This window comes from Synechococcus sp. 60AY4M2 (assembly GCF_002760375.1).
Classification (GTDB): domain Bacteria; phylum Cyanobacteriota; class Cyanobacteriia; order Thermostichales; family Thermostichaceae; genus Thermostichus.
Genome location: NZ_AUMZ01000001.1, coordinates 3,038,011 through 3,061,194, shown reverse-complemented (window position 1 = coordinate 3,061,194; position 23,184 = coordinate 3,038,011). Strand labels below are relative to the sequence as shown.

Genomic DNA, 23,184 nt, shown 5'->3' with positions numbered 1-23,184 from the left:
CATATCCTGCAAGCTCAAGGTGTCCCCGTCGCAAGCCGCCAAATTGGACGCGACGATGGATGCCTTTGTACAGGCATTGAACTGGGTCAACCAGAACACGCAGGAGAAGATCGTCAACGCGGTCAAGCTGCAATCCCTTTGCTACTACGAGATTCGAGCCCGGTTCGGCTTGTCCAGTAACTTGGCTCAACAGGTGTGCAGACGGGTAGCGGGTTCCCGCAAAGTGGCTAAGCAGAAAAAGCGTCCCGTCAAGGAGTTTAAGAGCGGCTTTGTTACCTACGACGCTCGCATCTTTTCGTTCCGTCAAAAAGACTGGACGGTGTCGCTGACCACGGTTGAAGGGAGAGAACGCTTTGAACTGGCCATTGGCAACTACCAGCGTGGGATGCTGGCTGGTTCCAACCCAAAAGCTGCCACGCTGGTCAAGCGCAAAGATGGCTCCTACTACATCCAGATTTGCGTAGAGGAAAAGCCACCCAAGCAACAAGATACCGACAAGGTGATCGGGGTGGACTTGGGAAGGACAGATATTGCCCATACATCGGAAGGAGATAACTGGAATGGACAGCAGTTGAACCGAGTCCGAGACCACTACTCCCGGTTGAGGGCGGCACTCCAACGCAAAGCCAGTAAGGGCACACGCAGTTCGCGGCGCAGATGCAGAGAACTGCTGCAACGGCTGTCTGGCAAGGAGAGACGCTTTCAAGCGTGGGTCAATCATCGCATCTCTAAAGCTATTGTCTCTAGGGCAAAAGCTACCAACAGCGCTATTGCTCTGGAAGACTTGACAGGGATACGGGAGCGTATCAACCAACAACCCCGCAGCAAAGCCGAGCGACGCAGGGCCAACAGTTGGGCGTTCTACCAACTGAGGCAGTTTCTGGAATACAAGACTCTGCGTGCAGGAGTTGCTTTGATTCTGGTGCCGCCTGCCTACACGTCGCAGACCTGTCACAAGTGTTTGCACATCCATCCCGACCCTGCGCAATCCTATCGCAGTGGCAAGTCGTTCAAGTGTGGGCACTGTGGATGGGAAGGGGATGCGGACTGGAATGGGGCCAACATGATTGCCAAACTTGGGGCTGTCGTAAACCAGCCTAGAGGTCCGTGGTTGGCTTGCCAACTGCAGGGCTACCGAAAGCCCGCCCCGTACTGCGAAGCAGTCAGGGTCGGGTAGTTTACGGTCGAGATACCGACTCCTCTGCCAAGTCGTTCTGTGACGCGGGGCAGGAATGCCCAATGGCAAGGTTGGGAGGCCCAAGCTCTATTGGCTAGAGTGAGGGCGGGGGGATGTTACAAGGAAAGCTTCTGGAATAGATGAGCCACCGGCAGGGCAAATCCTGGAATAACCTCTTCACCTTCTAGAAGATCAACCGATTTCAGGAGGCGGTCAGGCTCTTGAGAGCTGCGATACACCAGGACGTAGTGCTCGCTGGGGTGAACCAGCCAAACCAGGCGGCTGCCATTTTCAAAGTACTCCACCAGCTTGTCATGAATTTCTTCAACCGTATTGCGGGGGGAAAGCACTTCAACAGCCAGATCTGGAGCGCCTTCCAAAAATCCTGTGGGCAGTTCAGCCATGCCCTGCAAGCGTTCTTTAGCAAAAAAAGAGATGTCAGGGGAGCGCCAATTTCCACTCTTCATCTTAAAAGCAGTGCTGGAATCTAAAACGATCCCCAGCTTGTTGGACAAAACGTAGGGGGTCAAAGCTGCCAATAGGAGGCTGCAGACATAACCATGGAGTGCCCCCGCGCTTCCCATATCAATTGGCTTTCCATCAACAATCTCGTAGCGATGTCCCTCCCTGGACAACGCCATGAATTCTTCGGCTGTCCAAGCTCTTTTTCCCTGAGTTGGCACAGCTCCGACGGTCATCTGCAAACTCCTTGCTGCTCCTTCGACACCGCAAGCCAAGCCCGCAGGGATCCCCCAGCGGCTTTTCCTCGAGGGGGGACGCCAAAGGCTAGAATAGTTTAGATCATCCTAATGTACCGACGGAAAAGGCACCTTGATCGAGCGCTACACTCTGCCCGAAATGGGTCAGATTTGGTCCACTGCCCACAAGCTCCAGACCTGGCTGCAGGTGGAGCTGGCTGTCTGTGAAGCGCAAGCGGAGCTGGGGCGGATCCCGCAAGAAGCCCTGCAGGAGATCAGAGCCAAAGCCGCCTTTGACCCGGCGCGGGTTTTGGAAATTGAGGCGGAAGTGAAGCACGATGTTATTGCCTTCTTAACCAACCTCAACGAGCACGTGGGCGAGGCAGGGCGCTACATCCACCTGGGCCTGACCAGCTCGGATGTGTTGGATACGGCCCTGGCCCTGCAGCTTGTGGCCTCGGTGGAGATCTTGCAAGCCCGCCTGGCCGACCTCATCGCTGCTATCCGCGACCAAGCTCGGCAGCACCGCTACACCCTCATGATCGGCCGCACCCACGGTGTTCACGCCGAGCCGATTACCTTTGGCTTTAAGCTGGCAGGGTGGCTGGCCGAGTGCCTGCGCCATCAGGAGCGGCTGGAACGCCTGCAAGAGGTGGTGGCAGTGGGCAAGATCTCGGGGGCAGTGGGCACCTACGCCAACGTGCCTCCCCAGGTGGAGCAGTTGGCCTGCGCCCGCTTGGGGCTCAAGCCGGATACGGTCTCAACCCAGGTGATCTCGCGGGATCGCCACGCCGAGTATGTGCAAACCTTGGCTTTGATTGGCTCTTCCCTAGAGCGCTTTGCTACTGAAATCCGCCACCTGCAGCGAACAGAGGTACTGGAGGCTGAGGAGTACTTTGCCCCCGGCCAAAAGGGATCCTCTGCTATGCCCCACAAGCGCAACCCCATCAAGGCGGAACAACTGACGGGGCTGGCCCGTCTCCTGCGCGGGTATGCCGTCTCGGCCCTAGAAAACATTCCCCTTTGGCATGAGCGGGACATCTCCCACAGCTCGGTGGAGCGGGTTATCCTGCCCGATGCCTCCATCCTCTGCCACTACCTGCTGGTGAACATGGCCGACCTGGTGCGCCACCTGCAGGTTCACACCGGCAACATGGAGCGCAATCTCAACCTCTACGGCGGCGTCATCTTCAGCCAGCAGGTGCTTCTAGCCTTGGTGGAGAAGGGCTTGAGCCGCGAGGAAGCCTACCGCCTGGTGCAGGAAAATGCTCACCGCGCCTGGAACCAGCCCGGCGGGGATTTCCGCGCCAATCTGCTGGCGGATCCCCGGGTGATGGCTCACCTCAGCGAGGCGGAACTGCAGGCTTGTTTTGATCCGCGGCGCCACCTAACCCATTTGGACGAGATCTTTGCCCGCCTGGGCATTTGAGGGATCCCCTATGGTTTGGCAGCGACAGCACGTCTTGGGCTTGGCGGACTTTACCCCCGAAGAATATCAAATCGTTTTGCAAACCGCTGCCAGCTTCCAGGAGGTGTTGACGCGGCGGTTGCCCAAGGTGCCCACCTTGCAGGGGAAGGTGGTGGTGACGCTGTTCTTCGAGCCTTCCACCCGCACTCGTTCCAGTTTTGAGCTGGCGGCCAAGCGCCTTTCGGCAGATGTGCTCAACTTTTCCCCAGGCACCTCTTCCTTGGGCAAGGGGGAGACGCTCTTGGATACGGCCCGCACCTTTCTGGCCATGGGATCCGATCTCTTGATCGTTCGCCATGCCCAGGCAGGAGTGCCCCAACAATTAGCTGCCGAGATCGACCGCCGCGGATCCCCTGTGGGCGTTCTCAATGCTGGGGATGGCCTGCACGAACATCCCACCCAAGGTTTGCTGGATTTGTTTACCCTCTGCAGCCATCTGGATCCCCGGCGTCCCCGCCTGGAGTTGCTGCAAGGGATCAAAATCGCCATTGTCGGCGATATTCTCCACTCGCGAGTGGCCCGCTCCGATATCTACGCCCTGGTGGCCGCCGGAGCTGAGGTTCACTTAGCCGGCCCTCCCACCCTGTTGCCCAAAGATTTTGCCCAGTTTGTGCCCGGCCATACGCTCCCTGTCCATTGGCAGCTGGAGCCTGCCCTCGAAGGGTCGCGTTTTGTTATCACCCTACGCCTGCAACAGGAGCGCATGGGCGAGTTCCTTCTCCCCAGCCTGCAGGAATACCACCACCTTTTCGGCCTCACGCGGCAACGACTGCGCCTGTGTCACCCGGATGTCAAGCTTCTGCACCCCGGCCCGGTCAATCGCGGTGTGGAACTCAGCTCCGAGGTGATGGAGGATCCCGGCTTGAACCTGATTGAGCAGCAGGTCACCCACGGCGTGGCGGTGCGCATGGCCCTGCTGTACCTCATGGGGGGCGGGCGGATCCCAGCTTAGAGCCCAGATCTTTCTCTGCTCGGGGAACATGTAGAGCTGCCTCACGTCTGGAGTGTTGAAGTCCATCTCCTAGCTAATTCTCTCTGTCAAAAGTCGGAAGAAGCTCTGGCCAGAGCTTTTACCGCCCTGCTGAAATCATGTCCAAGCTTGCCGAGAGGGGAGCAACATCTTTGTATCAAATTTTACACATCTTGGATCTGGATCCAGTTTTTTTGCAGCCGTCCCAGCTCAGCTCTTATTCAAGTTATGTTTGTTGGATTGGTTGTCAAATGAGTTGTCAAACGAGATAGAAGTTCAGCAGCATAAGCCTTTTTGCGGATCCTGGGCTCCAGGATCCTGATTTTGCTGAAATCCAAACTGGCCAAAACCACCAGATGGAAAATCGAGGTTTGGAAACGAGCCAGCACACTCAAAAATATCGATTTTTCTCTTGACTTAACCCAAAGTTAACCTTTAGATATCCTTCCGTTAACTTTGAGGTTATAGAGTTGAAGATGTTGATTTGCCACAGATATTACCTATGCGAACCCTGCTTTCTGCTTTCTCCCTCACCGCTCTAACAGTAGGATTTCTAACAGCGACCTCGGCTCAAGCCCAAACCGTGCAAATCTCCGGGGCGGGCGCGACCTTTGCGGCTCCTTTGCTGCAACGTTGGTTTGACGCCTACAACCGCACCGTAGACCCCACTGTGCAAGTCAGCTATCAGTCTGTCGGTAGTGGTGCTGGCCTAGAGCAGGTGATCAATGGCACTGTGGACTTCGGCGCTTCCGAGGCGCCTTTCTCCGGTGCTCGCCTGGAAAGCTTCCGAGCTAAATACGGCTATGATCCCCTACAGTTGCCTCTGGCGGGAGGGGCCATCGAGTTTGCCTATAACCTGCCCGGCATTGAAGACGGAGAGCTCATCCTGAAGCGGAAAACCTACTGCGGCATCGTGACCGGCGAGATCACTCGCTGGGACGACATTCGCATCAAGGCCGAGAACCCAGGTATAGCAAACAAGCTGCCACCCCTGGACATCACCTGGGTACACCGCTCTGATGGTTCTGGGACTACCTTTGTGTTCACCAACCACATCAGAACTGTCTGCCCTAATTGGACAGCCGGTGCTGGTACTTCTGTCGAGTGGCCTGTTGGCATTGGAGCCCAAGGGAATGAGGGCGTAGCCGCCACCATCAAGCAGGAGCCAGGGGCAATTGGCTACGTGAACCAGTCCTATGCCAAGCTGGAAAAGATGGCCACTGCTCGCTTGGAAAACAAAGCGGGCAACATTGTTGAGTTCTCGACTGAGGCAGCTACCTCGGCGCTGGATGCTCCCATTCCTGATGACTTTGCGCTGTTGGTGCCCGACCCGGAAGGGCCAAATGACTACCCAATCGTGGGCTTGTTCTGGGTGATGCTGTACCGCGAGTATCCCGATCAGCAGAAGCTGACCAAGCTGGTGGAGACTCTGAAATGGACCCAGGGGCCAGAGGGTCAAGCCATCACCAAGGAGCTGGACTACATCCCTATGCCTGAGGCGGCTATCCAGCGGATCTTTGCAGAGCTGGATGCCATCACCGTTAACCCCAATGCGGTGCGATGACTGGGTTGCAGCCTGAACTCCACTAGAGTGGAGCTGGTGGCCGTCTGAGGAGGCAGATGAGGCTTTCTCGGTCGGCTGCTGGGCTTACCTTGCACGGTGGGATTTTTAGGAAAGATTTTGAACCGAAGATGATCATGGGAGAGAGGCTATGACTTCAGCGGCTACGGGTTATGGTTCACCACCAAACCCGGATATCGATGTTGACATTGAGAAAAAGGCGAGCCTGTCTCGGGCTGTTGATGTGGGCTTTGTCCGCCTGACGCTGGCCTTGGCAGGGTTTGCCGGCATTATCCTCATCTGGGTGATTCTTCAAACCACCGAAGCGGCTCTGCCGGCGATTCAGCAGTTTGGCTTGGGCTTCCTGGTTACTGCCCGCTGGAACCCGGTGGAAAACATCTACGGGGTGCTGCCGCAGATTTATGGCAGTTTGGTAACCTCTCTGGTGGCTTTGATTTTTGCCATCCCTCTGGGCATTGGCACTGCCATTTTTTTGACGGAAGGTTTTGCCCCCAAGTGGGTAACGGAGCCGATTAGCTTTGCCATTGAGCTGATCGTGGCCACTCCCAGTGTGGTGCTGGGGCTGTGGGGGATCTTTGTGCTGATTCCAGCAGTGCGGCCCATCTTTCGAGCCATTAACCAGACGCTGGGTTGGATCCCTTTCTTGGGTGGCCCGGCTCCGCGGGGGCCCAGCTTGTTGATAGTGGCTGTGGTGCTGGGGATCATGATCTCTCCCATCATCATCTCCATTACCCGCAGTACCCTTGAATCTCTGCCACGCAGCCTAAAAGAGGGGGCTTTGGCTCTGGGGGCAACCCGCTGGGAGACCATCTTAACGGTGATGATCCCTGCCGGCCTGTCGGGTATCGTCAGCTCGATCATGCTGGCGCTGGGACGGGCTTTGGGAGAGACCATGGTAGCGGCCATGCTTTCTGGCAACGCCAACCGCATCAATATCTCCCTAATGCAGCCGGGATCCACCATTACCGCCTTGATTGCTTCTCAGTTTGGGGAGGCAGGACGCTTGCAGGTTTCGGCTCTCATGTATGCCGGCGTGGTGCTGATGGTGCTGACGTTATTGGTCAACATCGTTGCCGAGATCATCATCCGCAAGTTTCAAAACTTGGAGCAGTAACTTGGGAAGCAGAAAGAAGATGAAGGAGCACTGTTATCATGTCCGACTCAGCACAGCTTGCCCCTGAGAAGGTTGACATCGACATTACTCGTGCCGCCATTGCCCCTGTCCGCAATTACACAGGCATTGTCCTAACCCTGCTGAGTGGCCTCTTTGTGGCGGTGATCATAGCTTCCCTATCTTGGGTGCTGTGGGATGTGGGCAAGGAAGGCATCCAGCGGATAAATTGGGATGTCCTCACCCAGACCCGCTACCCTGCCCCTGGCCTGGCGGAAGGGGGCTTTGGTCACGCAATTGTCGGCAGTTTAATGGTGCTGGCTACGGGGGCGGCTTTGAGCTTTCCCTTCGGCATCTTGGCGGCAGTGTACTTGTCTGAATTCGGTCGCGGCACCCGCTTGGCTTATCTGGTTAAGTTTTCCTGCAATGTGCTCACGGGGGTACCGGCCATTCTCTGCGGCCTGTTTGCCTATGCTGTGGTGGTGAGGGGATCCGGCTTTTCGGCTTTCTCGGGAGGGGTGGCTTTTGGCGTGCTGATGCTGCCGATTGTCATCCGCTCCACCGAGGAGGCGTTGCTGCTGGTTTCGCCCGACATGCGCTTGGCTTCCCTTGGCCTGGGCTCAAATCGCTTTCAGACCACAATGCGCGTTGTTTTGCCGGCAGCGGCACCGGCCATCGTAACCGGGCTAATCCTGGCTTTGGCCCGAGCGGCAGGCGAGGCTGCACCTCTGCTCTTTACCGCCTTCAACAACAATTTCTGGTCTACTGATCTCTTTGGCCCGGTGGCTACCTTGCCGGTGATGGTCTACTTTTTCTCCATCATTCCCTACAGGGTGCAGCAGCAGCTGGCTTGGGCGGGCGCTTTGGTTTTGTTAGCCATTGTTTTGGCGGCCAGCTTGACCGCTCGCTTTTTGGTGTACAAGACCAGGAAATAGCCTGAGGATTCTCAACAAAGTCTTGAATCGAACTCTTCGTCGAACTCTAGCTCTTTTTGTGAGTGCTGCCATGCAAACTCAATCTCTTAACCAGACCTCTTACGTTTTCAGGACCGAGAACCTGAATGTCTACTATGGCTCCAATCTGGCGGTAAAAAATGTTACTCTGGACATCCCAGCCCGACAGATTACTGCGTTTATCGGCCCTTCCGGCTGTGGCAAAAGCACGATTCTGCGCTGTTTTAACCGCACCAACGATTTGATCCCCGGTGCTCGTGTAGAGGGCAAGCTCACCTACCACGGCAAGGATCTCTACGCCAAAGAGGTCGATCCGGTGGCGGTGCGGCGGCGTATCGGCATGGTCTTCCAAAGACCCAATCCCTTCCCCAAAAGCATTTACGACAACGTGGCCTACGGCCCGCGGGTGCTGGGGATGAAGGTAGACTTGGACGAGGTGGTGGAAACCTCGCTGAAACGGGCTGCCCTCTGGGATGAAGTCAAAGACAAGTTGAAAGAAAATGGTCAGTCGCTGTCGGGAGGGCAGCAGCAGCGCTTGTGTATTGCCCGCGCTCTGGCGGTACAGCCGGATGTGATTTTGATGGATGAGCCCTGTTCGGCGTTGGATCCCATTTCCACCCGCCGTATCGAAGAGCTGATGAAGGAGCTGGAGGAGGAATATACCATCATCATCGTCACCCACAACATGCAGCAGGCCAGCCGCGTCTCGGATATGACGGCTTTCTTCAGTGTGGAGCTGGTGGGATCCAACCGTGTGGGCGAGCTGATTGAATTTGACAGAACTGAAGTCATCTTCAACAGCCCCACCAAGCAAGCCACAAGAGATTATGTGGAGGGCCGCTTCGGCTAATCGACCTGGCCGGACAGGGATCCTTCCCATACTGTTCTCGGCAAACCCTTTTGCAGGCAATTTCTGCCGATGATGGAGTCTGAAGAACCGTTGCACCCAAATACGGATACCTATGATCGTTGCCGCTCCTGACAAGCTGCAGGCTTTGCGTTCTGACTTAGAGGGTATTGAGATCATCACTGATCCGGCTCAGGTGGCCAAGTTGTCGTTGGATTTTTACCACTACAGCCCCGTGCTGAGCCGACAACTGAGCGACAAGCGGGGAGATTTGGTGGTGCGCCCCGCCGATGAGGCCGAGGTGATGCGGGTGGCAGCGGCCTGTGCCAGGCTGCGGATCCCGGTTACGGTGCGCGGTGCCGGTACTGGTAATTACGGCCAATGTATCCCGCTGGCCGGGGGTGTGATCCTGGACATGGGCAAGCTCAACCAGGTGCTTTGGGCAAAGCCGGGCTTGGCGCGGGTGCAGGCGGGGGCCAAGTTGATGGCCATCGACAAACACACCCGCGAGCTGGGCTGGGAGATCCGTATGGCCCCTTCCACCTACCGTACGGCCACTATTGGGGGGTTCATTGCCGGGGGCAGCGGCGGCATTGGCTCTGTGACCTACGGCCAATTGCTGGATCGGGGCAACATCTTGGGGCTGCGGGTGATCACAGTCGAAGAGGAGCCGCGGGCCCTGGAGCTGCGGGGAGACGACGTGTTTAAAGTCAGCCATGCCTGGGGCCTCAACGGGATCATCACAGAAGTAGAGATCCCGCTGGCGCCGGCCTACCCATGGGCAGAGCTGGTGGTGGCCTTTCCCCCTGAGGTGGGGTTTATGCCCTGCGCCCACTTTGGGCAGGCCCTGGCCGAGGCAGATGGGATCCTCAAGAAACTCATCAGCCTGCACGCCTGGCCGATCCCTCGTTACTTCGTCCCCCTGCAGGACTACTTGCCCCAGGGATCCGCCGTGGCCCTGGTGATGGTGGCCGAGCCCAGCCTGGAGCCGTTGCTGGAGCTAATTCGGGAACATGGCGGCCAGGTGGTCTACAACAAAACGGCGCAGGAGGCGGCCAAGGGGATCTCGCTGGGGGAATTTTCCTGGAACCACACCACCCTGCACTGCCGCAGCGTGGATCCCAATTTGACCTATCTACAATCGATTTTTCCGCCCGACCGGGAGCTGAAGTTGGTGCAGCACCTGTACGAGCACTTTGGCGACGAAGTGCTGATGCACCTGGAATGGATTCGCATACGCGGCCAGGTTGCCCCGGTCGGCCTGCAAATTGTGCGCTTTACCACTGAAGAACGCCTCAACGAGATCATGCGCTATCACGAGGCGCAGGGAGTCTTCATCGCCAACCCTCACACCTACATCATCGAAGAGGGGGGTCGCAAGGTGATGGATCCGCGCCAGATCCGATTCAAGGAAGAAGTGGATCCCTACGGGTTGCTTAACCCCGGCAAGATGCGCAGTTGGCAAGGGCGGGCTTCTGCTTGACAGTGCCGAGAGGTCTCTATCCTTAGGCGATCTCTGAGTTTCCTCTTCCAAAAGGAGAGGGGCTTGGCAGCCAATCTTCTGCCAAGGCCAGCTCCAAAGCATAGGGACAAGTCTCCGGAAAGGCCGAGATATCCATACCGGTTTGCTGAGCTGCATGGCGGCGTGCCCGTTGATAGCTCTTTTCCAGTTGCTCGGCCAGATATCCTCTTAAGCTGGGGCTATCTTCGAGGGCCAATTCAATTTGGGTTCGCGCATCTGTGATGGAATCCAACCAGCTATCTGAGCGGCGCTGAGGTTGATATTGCCACTTGAGCAAATGCAGGAGAAGGCGAGTTAATTGGCTGGTCATCCCTCGCCGTTCGCTCTTACCCAAATCCTCAACCTCTTCAATTAAATGGATTAGATCAATTTCTTGCCAACGTCCCTCCCGCAAGAGCTGGGTTGTTTGGGCAATCCACAAGTTAAAATCTGCAAAGTATAGGTTGCTCACGGTTCTATCCTGCCGCCTGTATGTAGTCGTTTCAGCTCCAGCCGGGACAATGCCCTCCTGCCCAACTTCTCAATCTCAGAGATCCTGGCACTCTGAATATCTCAGCCTAATCGCCGCTGACCCTGCAGTTAAGCTATCGTTCGCTGCGGGGACTACCTATCCAAGATTTTAACTACAGTAGTAATTGATGGCCAAAGCCCCTACTAAAGTGAACTGAAAAGTCAGGAGCACCAAGTAGAAAATGGCGCGGGGCCTGAACAAAGTCAGCATCAAGCCAATGGCCTTCAGGTCCACCATCGGCCCAAACACCATAAAGGCCAACAGGGATCCCGGCGTGAAGGTGGCGGCAAAGGAGAGGGCAAAAAAGGCATCCACCGTCGAGCAAATGGAGATGATCCCGGCCAGCGCCATCATGATCAGGATCGAGACCAGCGCATCTTGGCCATAATCCAGCACAAACGAACGCGGGATCACCGTCTGCACGAAGGCCGCTACTGCCGAGCCCAGGATGAGCACGGATCCCAGCTCGCGAATCTCTCTAGCCCAGGTTTGCAGCAGCAGCAATCCCTTTTGCCGCCAAGAGAGAGCAGGGGCAGCGGCCAGCGCCGCCCGATACACCTCTTCAGCCCTCTGCAGAGTGGCCAGGGATCCGCCAGAGGGAGCAGGGCCTCGCGAGCCAATCCAGAAGGTGCCCCCCTGCAACAACGGCGAGCGGGAGGTGCTTTTCAGAGCTGCCTCTTGGCAGCGGTTGCGCTGCAGCTCTCGCCAAACCGCCGGTTGCAACAAAGGCTCCAGATCTTTTTGCACGCTGAAGAGCAAGCCGATGGCCACCGCAATGCCAAAAGAAAAAAGAACCCGGTAGGCCACCAGCTCCGGCATGTTGCGAAAGGCAATCCACGTGGAAAAGATCACCACCGGGTTAAACACCGGCGCTGCCAACAAAAAAGCCACCGCCACATGGGGTGGGATCCCCTTGATCACCAGTTGCCGGGCCACCGGCAGGTTGCCGCACTCGCACACCGGAAAAAAGAACCCCAAAGCACCGCCAGCCACCGCGCTGCCGATTTTGCCTTTGGGCAGGAAGCGGGCCAACTGGGATCCCTCGACAAACACCGCCATCAGCCCCGAAAGGAACACCCCCAAGAGCAAAAAGGGCATGGCCTGCACCACGATGCTCAAAAAGAGGGTGAACCCATCGCGCCAGAGAGGAGAATCCAAAAGGCTCAACGCACCACCTCACACCAATTTGGGCTCTATTGAGTTGGGATCCCGGCCCAGCGCCCTGTCAAACCGCCCTCAACTCCGCTCCTCGATGGGGATGTAGCGCTGCTGGCGTTCACCTGTGTACACCTGGGTGGGTCGGAAAAGCCGATTATCGGACAACTGCTCCCGCCAATGGGCCAGCCAACCCGCCGCTCGGGCAATGGCAAACACCGGTGTAAACAAATCTTCTGGGATCCCCAGCTTGGCGTAGACCAACCCTGAGTAGAAGTCCACATTCGGGTAGATCCCCTTCGGCCCCAGCAACTCCTCGCACACCCGCTCCACTTCCAGGGCGATGTCGTAGTACTTGTCGTGGCCGTAGCGCTCGAACAGCTCCTCTGCCAGCCGCTGCAGGATGGTGGCCCGCGGATCCTTCACCTTGTAAACGCGATGGCCCATGCCCATGATGCGCTCTTTTTTGGCCAGCTTCTCTTCGATAAACGAGCGCACATTTTCCACCGAGCCGATTTGTCGCAACAGCCTCATCACCTGTTGGTTGGCCCCGCCGTGCAACAGCCCCGAAAGGGTACCCACCGCCGTGGCCAGGCTGCTATAGGGGCTGGCCAGGGTAGAGGCGCTCACCAGCAGGGCAAAAGTAGAGGCATTGACTGTGTGTTCGGCGTGCAAGATCAGGCAGGTATCGAAGATGCGGGCCAGCCAGGGATCCGGCTTCTTGCCGGAGAGCATGTAGAGGAAATTGGCGGCATGATCCAGGCTGTCGTCGGGGGGGATGGGATCGTTGCCCTGGCGCATCTGGTGAAACATCGCCACCATCGTCGGCAGCTTGGCGAGCAGACGGGTAACCGTGCCGAACACGTAGTCGGGATCCGCCTCTCGCACCGGATAGAACATCCCCAGACTGGCAACACAGGTTTGCAGGGCATCCATGGGGTGGCCCGACTCGGGAAACGACTTGATCATGTCGCGGATGCGGTATTTCACCCGCCGATGGCTGCGGACGGCCTGATCGAAGTTGTCCAGCTCGGCTTGCGTCGGCAGCTTGCCGAAGATCAGCAGATAGGCCGTCTCCAGAAAGGTGCTCTGGGCCGTCAGTTCCTCGATGGGAATGCCCCGATACTCCAGGATCCCTGCCTGGCCATCGACAAAACTAATGTTAGAGCGCGTGGCCGGAACGCCTTCTAGCCCCGGCCTGTATTCGCCATCCGCCATAGTCGGATCCCTGAAATGAGCCCCCCAAGGAGAGAACAGGGGCGTCACTACATTCGCTACATTAAAGCAGATCTGGATCTCTGAAGCCAGATCCCGCCTTTGCCTACCCTGAGAAGGGCTTTGGCAACCCATATCAGCCAGGGTGAGAAAGACCCTGCTCCGGTATCAGGTTTGCCTCGGAGCACCTCGCCAGTTAATGTACGGGATCCCGACCGGAGAGTCGCCAGCGGTTGAGGCGAGAGAAGGTCTCCGGGTTCAAATAGAAATCAATGCCCCGCCTGCTCGGCAGCCGCTTGGGCTGGATGCGCCGGATCTGCTCTTGAGCCTGCTGCACTTCTGCCCACAGTTGTTCTGCCGAGAGCCATTCTGCGTTGTAGCCGCCGATCACCCACTGCTGGACGCGATCTGAGGTGGCCACCCGTACCCGATAAGCCTTTGCCTGCAACTGAGCACAGAGCCGTTCGATGCAGGCGTCGGCAGTTTCCCCGTAAGCAGTGTAGAAAATCTCGATGCCGGAGGGAGAACGCTCCTGTCGGGCAGGAGTGGGCTGGGTATAGGCGTCGTACACCACAGTCGCCCGGTAGCCGCGGAAAGCCACGTAGCTGGCCAAAGATTCCACCAAGCGCAGACGCGCCAAGTCCAGCAGGGAGCGACGTGCCAACTTCTTTAGGGTGGGCCAAGCTCCGATGATGTTGTAGCCGTCAACCAATAAAACTGTGGGGGAGGAAGCTGTCATGCATAGTGGTGGATCCCTTGCCCAGGATCGCACCAATTTGTATCAGTTTGCACCCTTATCCTAATCCTTATCAAAGAGCGCCGTAAAGACCCTTTTGAGGCTGGCCCACTCACAGTCTTGGGCTTGCAAGTGAACCAGGAGAGGAAGACTGCCTCAAAGACGCCCCCCAGGGGTTGCAAGTCCTCAAGGAAAGCAGTCGTAAGGGGTCTGCCTCAGGCCCAAAGCTTTTTTCTACGCGACTTCCCTTGAGCGGTTGGGTGTTACTTTTCGCCTGAGTTCGCCCGCAGGTTTGTCGAGAAGACCATTTTTACCGCACCCGAGCTAGCAAGTTAAGATGTGTTACGAGATCCGTCGGGACTTCTATGGGCGCAATACCGTCAACAGCAGCAGTAACCAAACCAGTGGCAACCCAGCCTCGACCGGCTTCGGCAGCGGCGGGGGCTGAGGTTACCCTGTCGCAGCCAGCCCTGCGCTACGATCCGGAGCAATTGGCCGAGCAATACCGGGGGCGCTGGGATCTGGTGCTGGGGCGTCTATTCCAGTTGATCACCCCCTTTTTGGGTCTGTTGGCCTGGGTGTTTTGGGATCGCTGGCGAGGGGTGGAGCTGAAAAATCGGCCCAAGCACGCGGCGCGGCTGCGGGAGATCCTCACGGAATTGGGGCCGACAGCTATCAAAATTGGCCAGGCTCTCTCCACCCGTCCTGACCTGGTCTCGCCTCTTTTTTTAGAAGAACTGGCCAAGCTTCAGGATGAGCTGCCCCCCTTCGACAATGCCACCGCCTTTGCCCTTATCCAGTCGGAGATCGGCCAATCGGTAGAGCAGATCTTTCGCGAGATCGGCCCGGAACCGGTTGCCGCTGCCAGCCTGGGGCAGGTTTACCAGGCCTATCTGCACACAGGGGAGAAAGTCGCCGTCAAGGTGCAGCGGCCCGATTTGATCGGGCGCATCTCCCTGGACATGTACATCATCCGCAGCCTGGCCGCCTGGGCCAAGCGCACCTTCCGCCGCATCCGCAGCGACTTGGTGGGCATTGTGGATGAGTTTGCCGGGCGGCTTTACGAGGAGATGGACTACACCCAAGAGGGCCGCAACGCTGAGCGCTTCCTGGAGCTGTACCGCCACCCCTCCATCTACGCCCCGAAAATCTATTGGCAGTACACCCGCACCAAGGTGCTGACGATGGAGTGGATCGACGGCATCAAGCTGACCCAACTCGACAAAATTGCCGCTGCAGGGCTAGATGGACGGCACCTGATCGAGATTGGGGTTAACTGCTCCCTTAAGCAGCTTTTGGAGCATGGCTTTTTCCATGCTGACCCCCATCCGGGCAACCTCTTGGCCATGCACGACGGGCGGCTGGCCTACATCGACTTTGGCATGATGAGCACCATCCAGCCCCACCAGCGCTACGGCCTGATCAAGGCCATCGTCCACTTGGTGAACCGGGATTTTGTTGCCTTGGCGCAGGACTACGTGGATCTGGAGTTCCTGGATCCCGATACGGATCTCACCCCCATCATTCCCGCTTTGGAAGCTGTCTTTGCCGAGGCCCTGGGCAGCTCCGTGGCCGAGCTGAACTTCAAAAGCATCACGGATAAGCTCTCGGGGGTGATGTACGATTTTCCCTTCCGCGTGCCTGCCTACTACGCCCTGATCATCCGCTCTTTGCTCACCCTGGAGGGGATCGCCATCAGTTTGGATCCCAATTTCAAGGTGTTGAGCGTGGCCTATCCCTATGTGGCCCAGCGGCTGCTCACCGACCCGGCTCCAGAGCTACGCGCCGCCCTGCGGGAGCTGCTGTTTAACCAGGGGCAATTCCGCTGGAACCGCCTGGAGAACCTGCTGCGCAACGCCGCCAACAGCGAAGACTTTGACCTGCAGGGATCCCTGGAAAAGGCCGTCGATTTTATCTTTTCCGAGCGGGGGGCTTTCTTGCGGGAGCGGCTGGTGGATGTGCTGTTCTCCAGCTCGGGGAACGGCACCTCAGACGGCTTGGCTCATTTGCAACGTCTGTGGGAACTCCTCAGCCGCAACCCGACCTTTCAGCCGCTGCAGCTTCTGCCCATCGTCGCCAAGATAGCCACCAAGCCGGAAGCCCAGCAACTGGGCCGGCAATTGGCCTCCCGCTGGTTGCAACGCTCGGCAGCCCGGCTTATCCGCGACCTATTGTTGTCGGAGGATGAGAAAAAGCCCGTAAACGGGCACAACGGGAGCCCTGGGCCGATGAAAGCTGCAAAACCTGCTGCTGCCTGACCTTCCCCTTGCGCTGAACAGACCAGAACCTTTCTGCTCTGCGGGGCAACAAGACCAGCCTCCGGGAAAAAGCTTTGGGTTGCCCCGCGAGTGTCGGCCACTAACTAAGAAGAGCAAGCCGGGAAAATCCCAACGACATCCTTATGTTGAGAGAAGCAGGCAGAAGGAACTTTCCCGGCTGAACCCAATGGCGCAGTCTCTTCAGCGTAGTTCAGGTCTGCCCCGACGAGAGTCTACCTCTCCTAGCTGGCGCTCTCGTCTTTGGGGCTGACGGCATTGAGGGCTAGCGTCATCCACTCAGAAAATTCATCGCGGCGGAAAACCTGGGGGCAGGAGCGCGGGCCAAAACGCAGCAGGCTGGGCATGCCGTACTCCTTGAGGCGGTTCTGCAGCCAGGTGCCAACGCCGGTTTTGCCGTCGTTGGGCATTTCGGTTTGGAAGTCGCTGTACATCAGCAACAACTGGCTGCGAGATTGGAGCACAGCATTCTCTTGGATCAACTTCGGCAGGGAGAGGCTGGCGGCTGGATTGGCCCCTTTGATCCCTTTGGCCGATTCACGGCGACGGCTGCGGGAACGGGAGTTGGCATTTTCGCGGTTCTTACGGGCTTTCGGTTCAATGGTCATAGAATCTCCTAGACGACTGAGTGGTTCCCCAAAAGGGGTAAAAGCCGGAACTCGCAGGCTGAGGACAGAGCCCGCCGCGGAAGGTAGCTCGATGAGTCCAATGTTGGGGCAATCGCTGAGAAGAGGAACACACGCTCTCAGTTAAGCGAAGGGAGAACTGCGCCAGCTTGCCACAAAAGCTCGAGGTTCCTTGCCTGCAGCAGCAATCTACAGCGCGTCGAGTTCCTGGCCGCCCATCCGAGACTTGTCTTCGTCTTTCCTGGCGGAGGTTAGTTTGGTTACCACAGATCCGCAGGGTAAAGAAGCCCGGATGCTACCTTTTATATTGGCCTAAAACTGAACCGATGAACACTCTCTGGTCGAGCACAAATTTAGGTCTGAAGGTTTTGTCGCCCGTTGCGGATCACCCGCAGAGACTCCAACAGCCGCAGCTCTAGGTCTTGCAAAACCTGATCCACGTAATGATGGGCCTCCCGTTGTAGGCGCTCCGACTCCTGCAGCGTCTGTCGCCGCACCTCCTCGCTCTGTTGGTAGGTTTGTCGCAGCAACTGTTCTGCCTGCGCTTGAGCCTGGCGTAGGATGGTCGATTCGCTGACGAGCTGCTCGGCGCGGCGCTGGGCCACGGCCACGATCTCCTGGGCGTAACGATGGGCCTCGGCCAAAATCTGATCCCGCTGGCGCAGCACCTCCTCGGCTTCCTCCAAGGCTGTGGGCAGGTTGAGGCGGATGAAGTCCAACTGCTCCAGGATCTTCTCTTCGTCGATAAGGGTGCGAGACCAGAACAGACGAGGACTGCTGAGAATGGCTGCCTCCAGTTGATCCAAAGCCTCCTGGACGCGCATCAGCGCCAGGGTCTGTTCCCCAAGCAGGTCACCGGCGCGATTGAGGGCATCGGGGGGCAATTCTCGCATCAGGCCAGAGAGTGGGTGGCTGGGCTGAGCTAAGCAGGCAGGATAACGCCTACCATATCAGGTTCTCGCGGTTCTGAGCCTGGGCGGCTTCCCCCTGGTTCCTATCCCTCTTCAGCCGGGGGGACAGAAACCGGTCTCTGTGGCAAACTGAGGGGAAGTTGTTGGATTGCGATCTGCCCATGCCACAGCCGCAGCCTCCTCGTCGACTGGAAGATCAATTTGTGGAGAATGTCTCCCGCTACCCTACCTACTTCATTACCGTCTTGCTGGGGGGGATCTGGGCTGGCTTACAGCCTTTTGTTAACCTGTACCGCAAAAGTCCGACCTCGGCAGCCCTGGTTGTGCTGGGATCCCTGCTGTTGCTGCTGTTTGTCTATTTCACCCTGCGAGGCATGACAGGGCACACTCTCCTGCCGGCGTGGATGTTGCGTTGAGGGCAGGGGGGATGGACGAAGCGATAGAGTGGACGCCAGAAGCAGAGGCGCGCCTTAAAGAAATCCCCTTCTTTGTGCGTCCGGCTGCCCGTAAGAAGATTGAACAGTTTGCCCGCGAAGCCGGGATCCAGAAGATCACAGTGGCAGTTTACGAGCAGGCCAAGCAAAAGTTTGGCTCTTGAGGGATCCCCCCTGCTGGCCATAGCAGGGAGATTGGGTTTGCCGCTAGCTTGGTAGAGGTGTTCTCCTCTGTTTTTTGCAACTCATGGCAGATTGGATCCTGTTGGCACTGGTGGGTTCTGCAACCTACCTGCTGCTGCAAAAAAGTGTGGCCCGCCTCTCCAAGGTGCCCTGGCGGATCCTGTGGCTGGTGATGATGATGCCCCCTTTGATCTGGGTGCTGGGGCGTCAGGTGTTTCAGTACGAAATGCCCCCCCTGCTCATGTTGGGGCTGTTTCTGGCTTCCTATTTTACCAGCATGACTTTGGTACGCCGGGGGCGCCTCCGACCTCCAACGGCAGGCTCTCAACCGGGGGCGGAAAACACCTCGCCGGTTGCGGGATCGGATCGCGAGTCTTTGCTTGAAGCAGAGGAAGAAAAGGAGGACAGTGCTGCAGATCTGGCCTCGGCGGCTCTTGTCCACACCCCCATCTCGGAGGTGCCGCGAGAAAAGCTCAACCACTGCTTCCCCTGGAATGTTTTTTATTTGCAAAGCGTGGAGTACCGTCCCCAGGCCATCATCTGCCGCGGCAATTTGCGGGCGGATCCCACGGAAGCCTATGAGCGGGTGCAGCGCAATGTAGAAAACACTTTTGGCAAACGCTTCTTGGTGGTGCTGCAGGAGGGGTTTGCCGGCAAGCCTTTTTTTGCCTTGGTGCCCAACCCGGCGGCACGGCGCTCCCTAACCCGTCAGCAGGAGTGGCCTCTGCTGGCGCTGGGGCTGCTGCTGTTTACCTTTTGGACGACTCTCACTGCCGGGGCCCAGGCGGCTGGGGTCGGCCCTGACCGGCTGCTGCATCTCCCGTCTCTGCTGAAGGGGTTGCCCTACGCAGTTGGGATCCTGGCCATTCTGGGATCCCATGAGGGGATCCGCTACTGGGTGGCCCGCCGCCACGGCATCAAAACCTCGCTGCCCTATTTCATCCCGGTGCCCTTTGTGTTGGGAACTTTCGGGGCTTTCATCGAGCTGAAAGAGCCGGTGCCCAACCGCAAGGTGTTGTTTGATATTGCCATTGCCGGGCCGCTGGCGGGCAGCCTGGTTGCTTTGGCGATGTTGCTGCTGGGGCTGTCCTTTTCGGCGCCTGGGGATCCGCCGGCGGTGCCGGAGGGGCAGCCCACCCCAATTAGCTTCCATCGCATCGACCCACGCCTCTCGGTGCTGCTGGCGATCTTGGCGCGTATGGTGCTGGGGGATCAGTTGCAGCCGGGCCAGGTGATCGATCTGCACCCGCTGGCCTTTGCCGGCTGGCTGGGCCTGGTGGTGATCGCGTTTAACCTGGTGCCGGTGGGCCAACTGGATGGGGGGCACATTGTCCACGCGGTGTACGGGCAGCAGATGGGAGCCAATGTGGGCCGGGTAGCTCGCTGGCTGGTGCTGCTGTTGGCTTTGACGGTGCAGCCCTGGCTACTCTTGTGGGCGCTGCTGCTGTTTGTCATCTCCAGCGCCGACGAGCCGGCCCTCAACGACGTCACGGAGCTGGACGAGGGGCGGGATCTGCTGGGGCTGGGGATGCTGACGCTGCTGGTGCTGATCCTGCTGCCGGTGCCGCCCTTTTTGCAAAGCTGGCTGGCCTTGGCCTAGTTCGGGATAGGATCCAAACCACGTCAACCAGCTCAGCCCTGGCTATGCAAGCGGGTTTAATTGTCCAGAAGTACGGCGGCACCTCCGTCGGCTCCATCGAGCGCATCCAAGCCGTGGCCCAGCGGGTGGCCCACACGGTGGATCGGGGGCAGCGGGTGGTGGTGGTGGTCTCGGCCATGGGGGACGAAACCGACCGCCTCGTGGAGCTGGGGGAGCAGATCTTGCAGGGATCCCCGACCACGCCGGCCCAGTGGCGGGAGTGGGACATGCTCCTTTCCACGGGCGAGCAGGTAAGCATTGCCCTGCTGGCGTTGGCGCTGCAGCGCTTGGGCTATCCTGCCGTTTCGCTGACGGCGGCTCAGGTAGGGATTGTTACCACCCGGGATCACGGGCGGGCCCGCATTTTGCACATCCACACCGACCGCCTCTGGCAACACCTAGAGCGGGGAGAGGTGGTGGTGGTGGCCGGGTTTCAGGGCATCACCAGCCCGGCGGAGCTGGAGATCACCACCCTGGGGCGGGGGGGATCGGACACCACAGCGGTGGCCTTGGCGGTGGCTTTGGGGGCAGAGCTGTGTGAGATCTACACCGATGTGCCGGGGATCTTTACCACCGACCCGCGCAAGGTACCCGAGGCCAGGCTGTTGCCGGAGATTACCGCCGACGAGATGCTGGAGCTGGCCAGCCTGGGGGCGCAGGTGCTCCACCCCCGCTCGGTGGAGATTGCCCGCAACTACGGCGTCAAGCTGCGGGTGCGCTCCAGCCTAGAACCGTTGCAGGCGGGATCCGAGGGCACCCTCATTCTTGCTCCCCCTCCCCGTCCTCGCCCCGCCGACAGCAGCATTGAGCTGGGCCAGGCAGTGGATACGGTGGAGCTGGATCGGGATCAGGCCAAGTTGGTGCTGGTGGGAGTGCCGGATCGCCCGGGCATTGCCGCGCAACTGTTCCAGGAAATTGCGGCAGCCGGGATCAATGTCGATTTAATCCTGCAGTCGCTCCACCTCAGTGCAGCCGAGGGATCCCCTATCAACGACATTGCTTTTACCGTCAGCCGGGCGCAGGCGGCCCAGGCGGCAGCCGTGGCGCGGCAGGTGGGCCAGGAGCTGGGGTGTAGGGAAGTCATCGTCGATGAGGCGGTGGCCAAAGTCAGCATTGCCGGGGTGGGGATGATGGGCCGCCCGGGCATTGCCGCCCAGATGTTCCAGGTGCTGGCAGAAGCTGGGATCAATCTCCAAATGATCTCCATGTCGGAGATCAAGGTGAGCTGTGTGGTGGCTGACGAGCGGGCCGGGGAGGCCGCCCTGGCGCTGGGGGAAGCGTTCCAGGTGATCCCCCATTTGCATCGGGTCAAGGCAGCCCCTTGCGGGGATCCCCGCCCAAGCGACCACCCGGTGCGCGGCGTTGCCCTGGATTTGAAGCAGTCGCGGCTGGGCCTGCGCAAGGTGCCGGATCGCCCGGGGACGGCTGGCCATCTGTTTGGACGCCTGGCCGCTGCCGGTATCATCGTCGACACCATCATCCAAAGCCAGCGGGGCTACCACAACGGGATCCCCAGCACCGACATCGCCTTTACGGTGCCTCAGGATCAGGCCAGGGCGGCTGAGGCCGTGTGCCGGCAGGTGGCCGAGGAGCTGCAGGCGGCGGGGGTCGAGACCGACCACGACATTGCCAAAGTCAGCATCGTCGGTGCCGGGATGGAAACATATCCCGGCGTGGCTGCCCGTTTGTTCAAGGCTCTGGCCGACGCCGGGATCAACATTGAGATGATCGGCACCTCAGAGATTAAGGTGAGCTGCGTGGTGCGGCGGGAGCAGGGGGTGCGTGCCCTCCAGGCCGCCCACCGTGCCTTCGGGCTGGATCGACCCTAGTCCACCTTGGCCGCTAGCAAGAGAGGAAAGTGGTGGGCGTTGGGGGCGTGCATGGCCTGGATCCCCAAGTTGGCGCGGTTGAGGAGATCGGCGTAGGTAGGGATGAACCGGCCTTGGCTGTCCAGGAGGGACTGGTTAAAGTTAAAGCCATTGAGGTTAAAGGCCATGAGGCCGATGCCGATTGCCGCCGCCCAGATCCCTAAGGTAGGCAGGGCCGCCATCCAGAAGTGGACAGAGCGGCTGTTGCGCCAGCCAAGGCTGGGGATCCCCAACCGCCCCAAGAAGGCGTAGTGGCCGGCCAGGAAGTTGTAGGTGACCTCCTGCTGGCCAAAGCGGTAGCCGGCATTGACTGACTCCTCTTCTGAAGTCTCCCGGATCAGGCTAGAGGTTACCAGGGAGCCGTGGAGAGAAGCCAGTAGGGCGCCGCCGAACACCCCCGCCACTGCCAGTTGGTGCAGCGGGTGCATGAGGATGTTGTGTTCCGCCTGGAAGGCCAGCATGAAGTGGAAGGTGCCGGCAATGCCCAGCGGCAGCCCCTCCGAAAAGCTGCCCTGGCCGATGGGATAGACCAAGAGCACCGCCGTCGCAGCCGCCGCTGGGGCGGAGAAAGCCACCGCAATCCAGGGGCGCATGCCCAGCCGGTAGCTCAGCTCCCACTGCCGGCCCAAATAGCACCAGATGCCGATTAAAAAGTGGAGCACGATGAGCTGGTAGGGGCCGCCGTTGTAGAGCCACTCCTCCAAAGAGGCAGCTTCCCAGATGGGGTAAAAGTGCAGGGCAATGGCGGCTGAGGTGGGCACCACCGCCGCAGAAATGAGGTTATTGCCCCCCAACAAAGAGCCGATCACCGGCTCGCGGATCCCGTCCACATCCACCGGCGGAGCGGCAATAAAAGCGATAACAAAACAGAAGACCGCCGCCAACAACGTCGGGATCATCAATACGCCAAACCAGCCGATGTAAAGCCGATTTTCGGTGCTAGTGATCCATTGGCAAAAACTTTCCCAGCTCCAGAGCCGCCGTGCGGCAGCGGAGCGCCGAACAACCACACTCATAGGCCAACTCCTAGAAAATTTGAGGAGAGCTTTCTCCCACTTGCTCTTAGCAAAGTGACCTCAGGAAGTTACTCAGCCTTGCCCTGAGGATTCTTCTCCTTCCACGCTAGACAGTCTCAAGAAAACTGCCAAGGATACCTAACGTCTGCAGCCAAAATGTGAAATAAATTGATTTATCGATACAAACATGCAGATTAGTATTGCAGTTTATATTCCACCCCTTTTCCCAGGCCTCAAGAGCCAGTTTTTGCAGTCGAGAACTTCAGGATTTCTTAAGGTGGAGGTC

The 23,184-nt window shown here is 58.6% G+C and carries 21 protein-coding genes; 13 read left to right on the top strand and 8 right to left on the bottom strand.

Annotated elements, in window-relative coordinates; genetic code table 11:
• Position 1 precedes the first annotated feature (1 nt).
• On the top strand, positions 2-1,177 hold the full coding sequence (locus SYN60AY4M2_RS13410) for an RNA-guided endonuclease TnpB family protein (protein WP_099813142.1): 1,176 nt from the start codon (positions 2-4) through the stop codon (positions 1,175-1,177).
• A gap of 116 nt (positions 1,178-1,293) precedes the next feature.
• Here the strand turns inward: SYN60AY4M2_RS13410 and SYN60AY4M2_RS13405 are convergent, their stop codons facing one another.
• The gene (locus SYN60AY4M2_RS13405; RefSeq protein WP_011430559.1) at positions 1,294-1,875 is read right to left on the bottom strand and encodes a Uma2 family endonuclease; all 582 of its coding nucleotides are present in this window, start codon (positions 1,873-1,875) and stop codon (positions 1,294-1,296) included.
• A gap of 133 nt (positions 1,876-2,008) precedes the next feature.
• On the opposite strand from SYN60AY4M2_RS13405, the gene purB reads away from it, so the two are divergent.
• The 7 genes from purB to SYN60AY4M2_RS13370 all read left to right on the top strand — a co-directional run bounded on the left by purB (position 2,009) and on the right by SYN60AY4M2_RS13370 (position 10,289).
• Positions 2,009-3,304, top strand: coding sequence for an adenylosuccinate lyase (gene purB, locus SYN60AY4M2_RS13400; RefSeq protein ID WP_099813141.1), 1,296 nt, complete (start codon positions 2,009-2,011; stop codon positions 3,302-3,304).
• Positions 3,305-3,314: 10 nt separating this feature from the next.
• Positions 3,315-4,295, top strand: a complete 981-nt coding sequence (locus SYN60AY4M2_RS13395; protein ID WP_099813140.1) for an aspartate carbamoyltransferase catalytic subunit — start codon at positions 3,315-3,317, stop codon at positions 4,293-4,295.
• 520 nt (positions 4,296-4,815) lie between these two features.
• Positions 4,816-5,877: a phosphate ABC transporter substrate-binding protein PstS gene (gene pstS / locus SYN60AY4M2_RS13390; protein WP_099813139.1), complete on the top strand. Its 1,062-nt coding sequence runs from the start codon at positions 4,816-4,818 to the stop codon at positions 5,875-5,877.
• 148 nt (positions 5,878-6,025) lie between these two features.
• Complete coding sequence (gene pstC / locus SYN60AY4M2_RS13385) at positions 6,026-7,009, top strand: phosphate ABC transporter permease subunit PstC (protein WP_099813138.1); 984 nt, start codon at positions 6,026-6,028, stop codon at positions 7,007-7,009.
• A gap of 38 nt (positions 7,010-7,047) precedes the next feature.
• Entirely contained in the window at positions 7,048-7,941 is an 894-nt protein-coding gene (gene pstA, locus SYN60AY4M2_RS13380; protein WP_099813137.1) for a phosphate ABC transporter permease PstA, read from the top strand.
• Between the two features lie 70 nt (positions 7,942-8,011).
• A complete protein-coding gene (pstB, locus tag SYN60AY4M2_RS13375) occupies positions 8,012-8,809 on the top strand; it encodes a phosphate ABC transporter ATP-binding protein PstB (RefSeq protein ID WP_011433507.1) in 798 nt (265 codons plus the stop codon).
• Between the two features lie 112 nt (positions 8,810-8,921).
• A complete protein-coding gene (locus SYN60AY4M2_RS13370; RefSeq protein ID WP_099813136.1) occupies positions 8,922-10,289 on the top strand; it encodes an FAD-binding oxidoreductase in 1,368 nt (455 codons plus the stop codon).
• A 22-nt stretch (positions 10,290-10,311) separates the two neighbouring features.
• Here SYN60AY4M2_RS13370 and SYN60AY4M2_RS13365 read toward each other — a convergent pair whose 3' ends face one another.
• The 4 genes from SYN60AY4M2_RS13365 to SYN60AY4M2_RS13350 all read right to left on the bottom strand — a co-directional run bounded on the left by SYN60AY4M2_RS13365 (position 10,312) and on the right by SYN60AY4M2_RS13350 (position 13,948).
• Complete coding sequence (locus SYN60AY4M2_RS13365) at positions 10,312-10,779, bottom strand: DUF29 domain-containing protein (RefSeq protein ID WP_099813135.1); 468 nt, start codon at positions 10,777-10,779, stop codon at positions 10,312-10,314.
• Positions 10,780-10,947: 168 nt separating this feature from the next.
• Positions 10,948-11,997, bottom strand: a complete 1,050-nt coding sequence (locus SYN60AY4M2_RS13360) for a permease (protein WP_099813382.1) — start codon at positions 11,995-11,997, stop codon at positions 10,948-10,950.
• 78 nt (positions 11,998-12,075) lie between these two features.
• Complete coding sequence (locus SYN60AY4M2_RS13355) at positions 12,076-13,212, bottom strand: citrate synthase (RefSeq protein ID WP_099813134.1); 1,137 nt, start codon at positions 13,210-13,212, stop codon at positions 12,076-12,078.
• 193 nt (positions 13,213-13,405) lie between these two features.
• The gene (locus SYN60AY4M2_RS13350; protein WP_011430571.1) at positions 13,406-13,948 is read right to left on the bottom strand and encodes an NYN domain-containing protein; all 543 of its coding nucleotides are present in this window, start codon (positions 13,946-13,948) and stop codon (positions 13,406-13,408) included.
• Between the two features lie 401 nt (positions 13,949-14,349).
• Between SYN60AY4M2_RS13350 and SYN60AY4M2_RS13345 the strand changes: the two genes are divergently transcribed.
• Positions 14,350-16,203 (top strand): AarF/ABC1/UbiB kinase family protein, encoded by a 1,854-nt coding sequence (locus tag SYN60AY4M2_RS13345; RefSeq protein WP_011430572.1) that lies wholly within the window; start codon positions 14,350-14,352, stop codon positions 16,201-16,203.
• Positions 16,204-16,445: 242 nt separating this feature from the next.
• On the opposite strand, the gene SYN60AY4M2_RS13340 is transcribed toward SYN60AY4M2_RS13345, so the two are convergent.
• Both SYN60AY4M2_RS13340 and SYN60AY4M2_RS13335 read right to left on the bottom strand, forming a co-directional pair.
• Positions 16,446-16,829 carry a hypothetical protein gene (locus tag SYN60AY4M2_RS13340; protein WP_011430573.1) on the bottom strand — a complete coding sequence of 128 codons (384 nt, stop codon included), beginning with the start codon at positions 16,827-16,829 and terminating at the stop codon, positions 16,446-16,448.
• 371 nt (positions 16,830-17,200) lie between these two features.
• Entirely contained in the window at positions 17,201-17,740 is a 540-nt protein-coding gene (locus tag SYN60AY4M2_RS13335) for an ATP synthase F0 subunit B (protein WP_228375231.1), read from the bottom strand.
• 179 nt (positions 17,741-17,919) lie between these two features.
• Here SYN60AY4M2_RS13335 and SYN60AY4M2_RS13330 point away from each other — a divergent pair, with 179 nt between their 5' ends.
• The 4 genes from SYN60AY4M2_RS13330 to SYN60AY4M2_RS13315 all read left to right on the top strand — a co-directional run bounded on the left by SYN60AY4M2_RS13330 (position 17,920) and on the right by SYN60AY4M2_RS13315 (position 21,843).
• A complete protein-coding gene (locus SYN60AY4M2_RS13330; protein ID WP_041439081.1) occupies positions 17,920-18,174 on the top strand; it encodes a DUF751 family protein in 255 nt (84 codons plus the stop codon).
• A gap of 11 nt (positions 18,175-18,185) precedes the next feature.
• Positions 18,186-18,356, top strand: a complete 171-nt coding sequence (locus tag SYN60AY4M2_RS13325; RefSeq protein WP_011430576.1) for a PCP reductase family protein — start codon at positions 18,186-18,188, stop codon at positions 18,354-18,356.
• A gap of 83 nt (positions 18,357-18,439) precedes the next feature.
• Positions 18,440-19,975 carry a site-2 protease family protein gene (locus SYN60AY4M2_RS13320; protein WP_099813133.1) on the top strand — a complete coding sequence of 512 codons (1,536 nt, stop codon included), beginning with the start codon at positions 18,440-18,442 and terminating at the stop codon, positions 19,973-19,975.
• Between the two features lie 44 nt (positions 19,976-20,019).
• A complete protein-coding gene (locus SYN60AY4M2_RS13315; RefSeq protein ID WP_099813132.1) occupies positions 20,020-21,843 on the top strand; it encodes an aspartate kinase in 1,824 nt (607 codons plus the stop codon).
• On the opposite strand, the gene psbA is transcribed toward SYN60AY4M2_RS13315, so the two are convergent.
• Entirely contained in the window at positions 21,840-22,898 is a 1,059-nt protein-coding gene (psbA, locus tag SYN60AY4M2_RS13310; RefSeq protein WP_099813131.1) for a photosystem II q(b) protein, read from the bottom strand. The two genes, SYN60AY4M2_RS13315 and psbA, sit on opposite strands and share 4 nt — an antisense overlap.
• Positions 22,899-23,184: the final 286 nt, after the last annotated feature.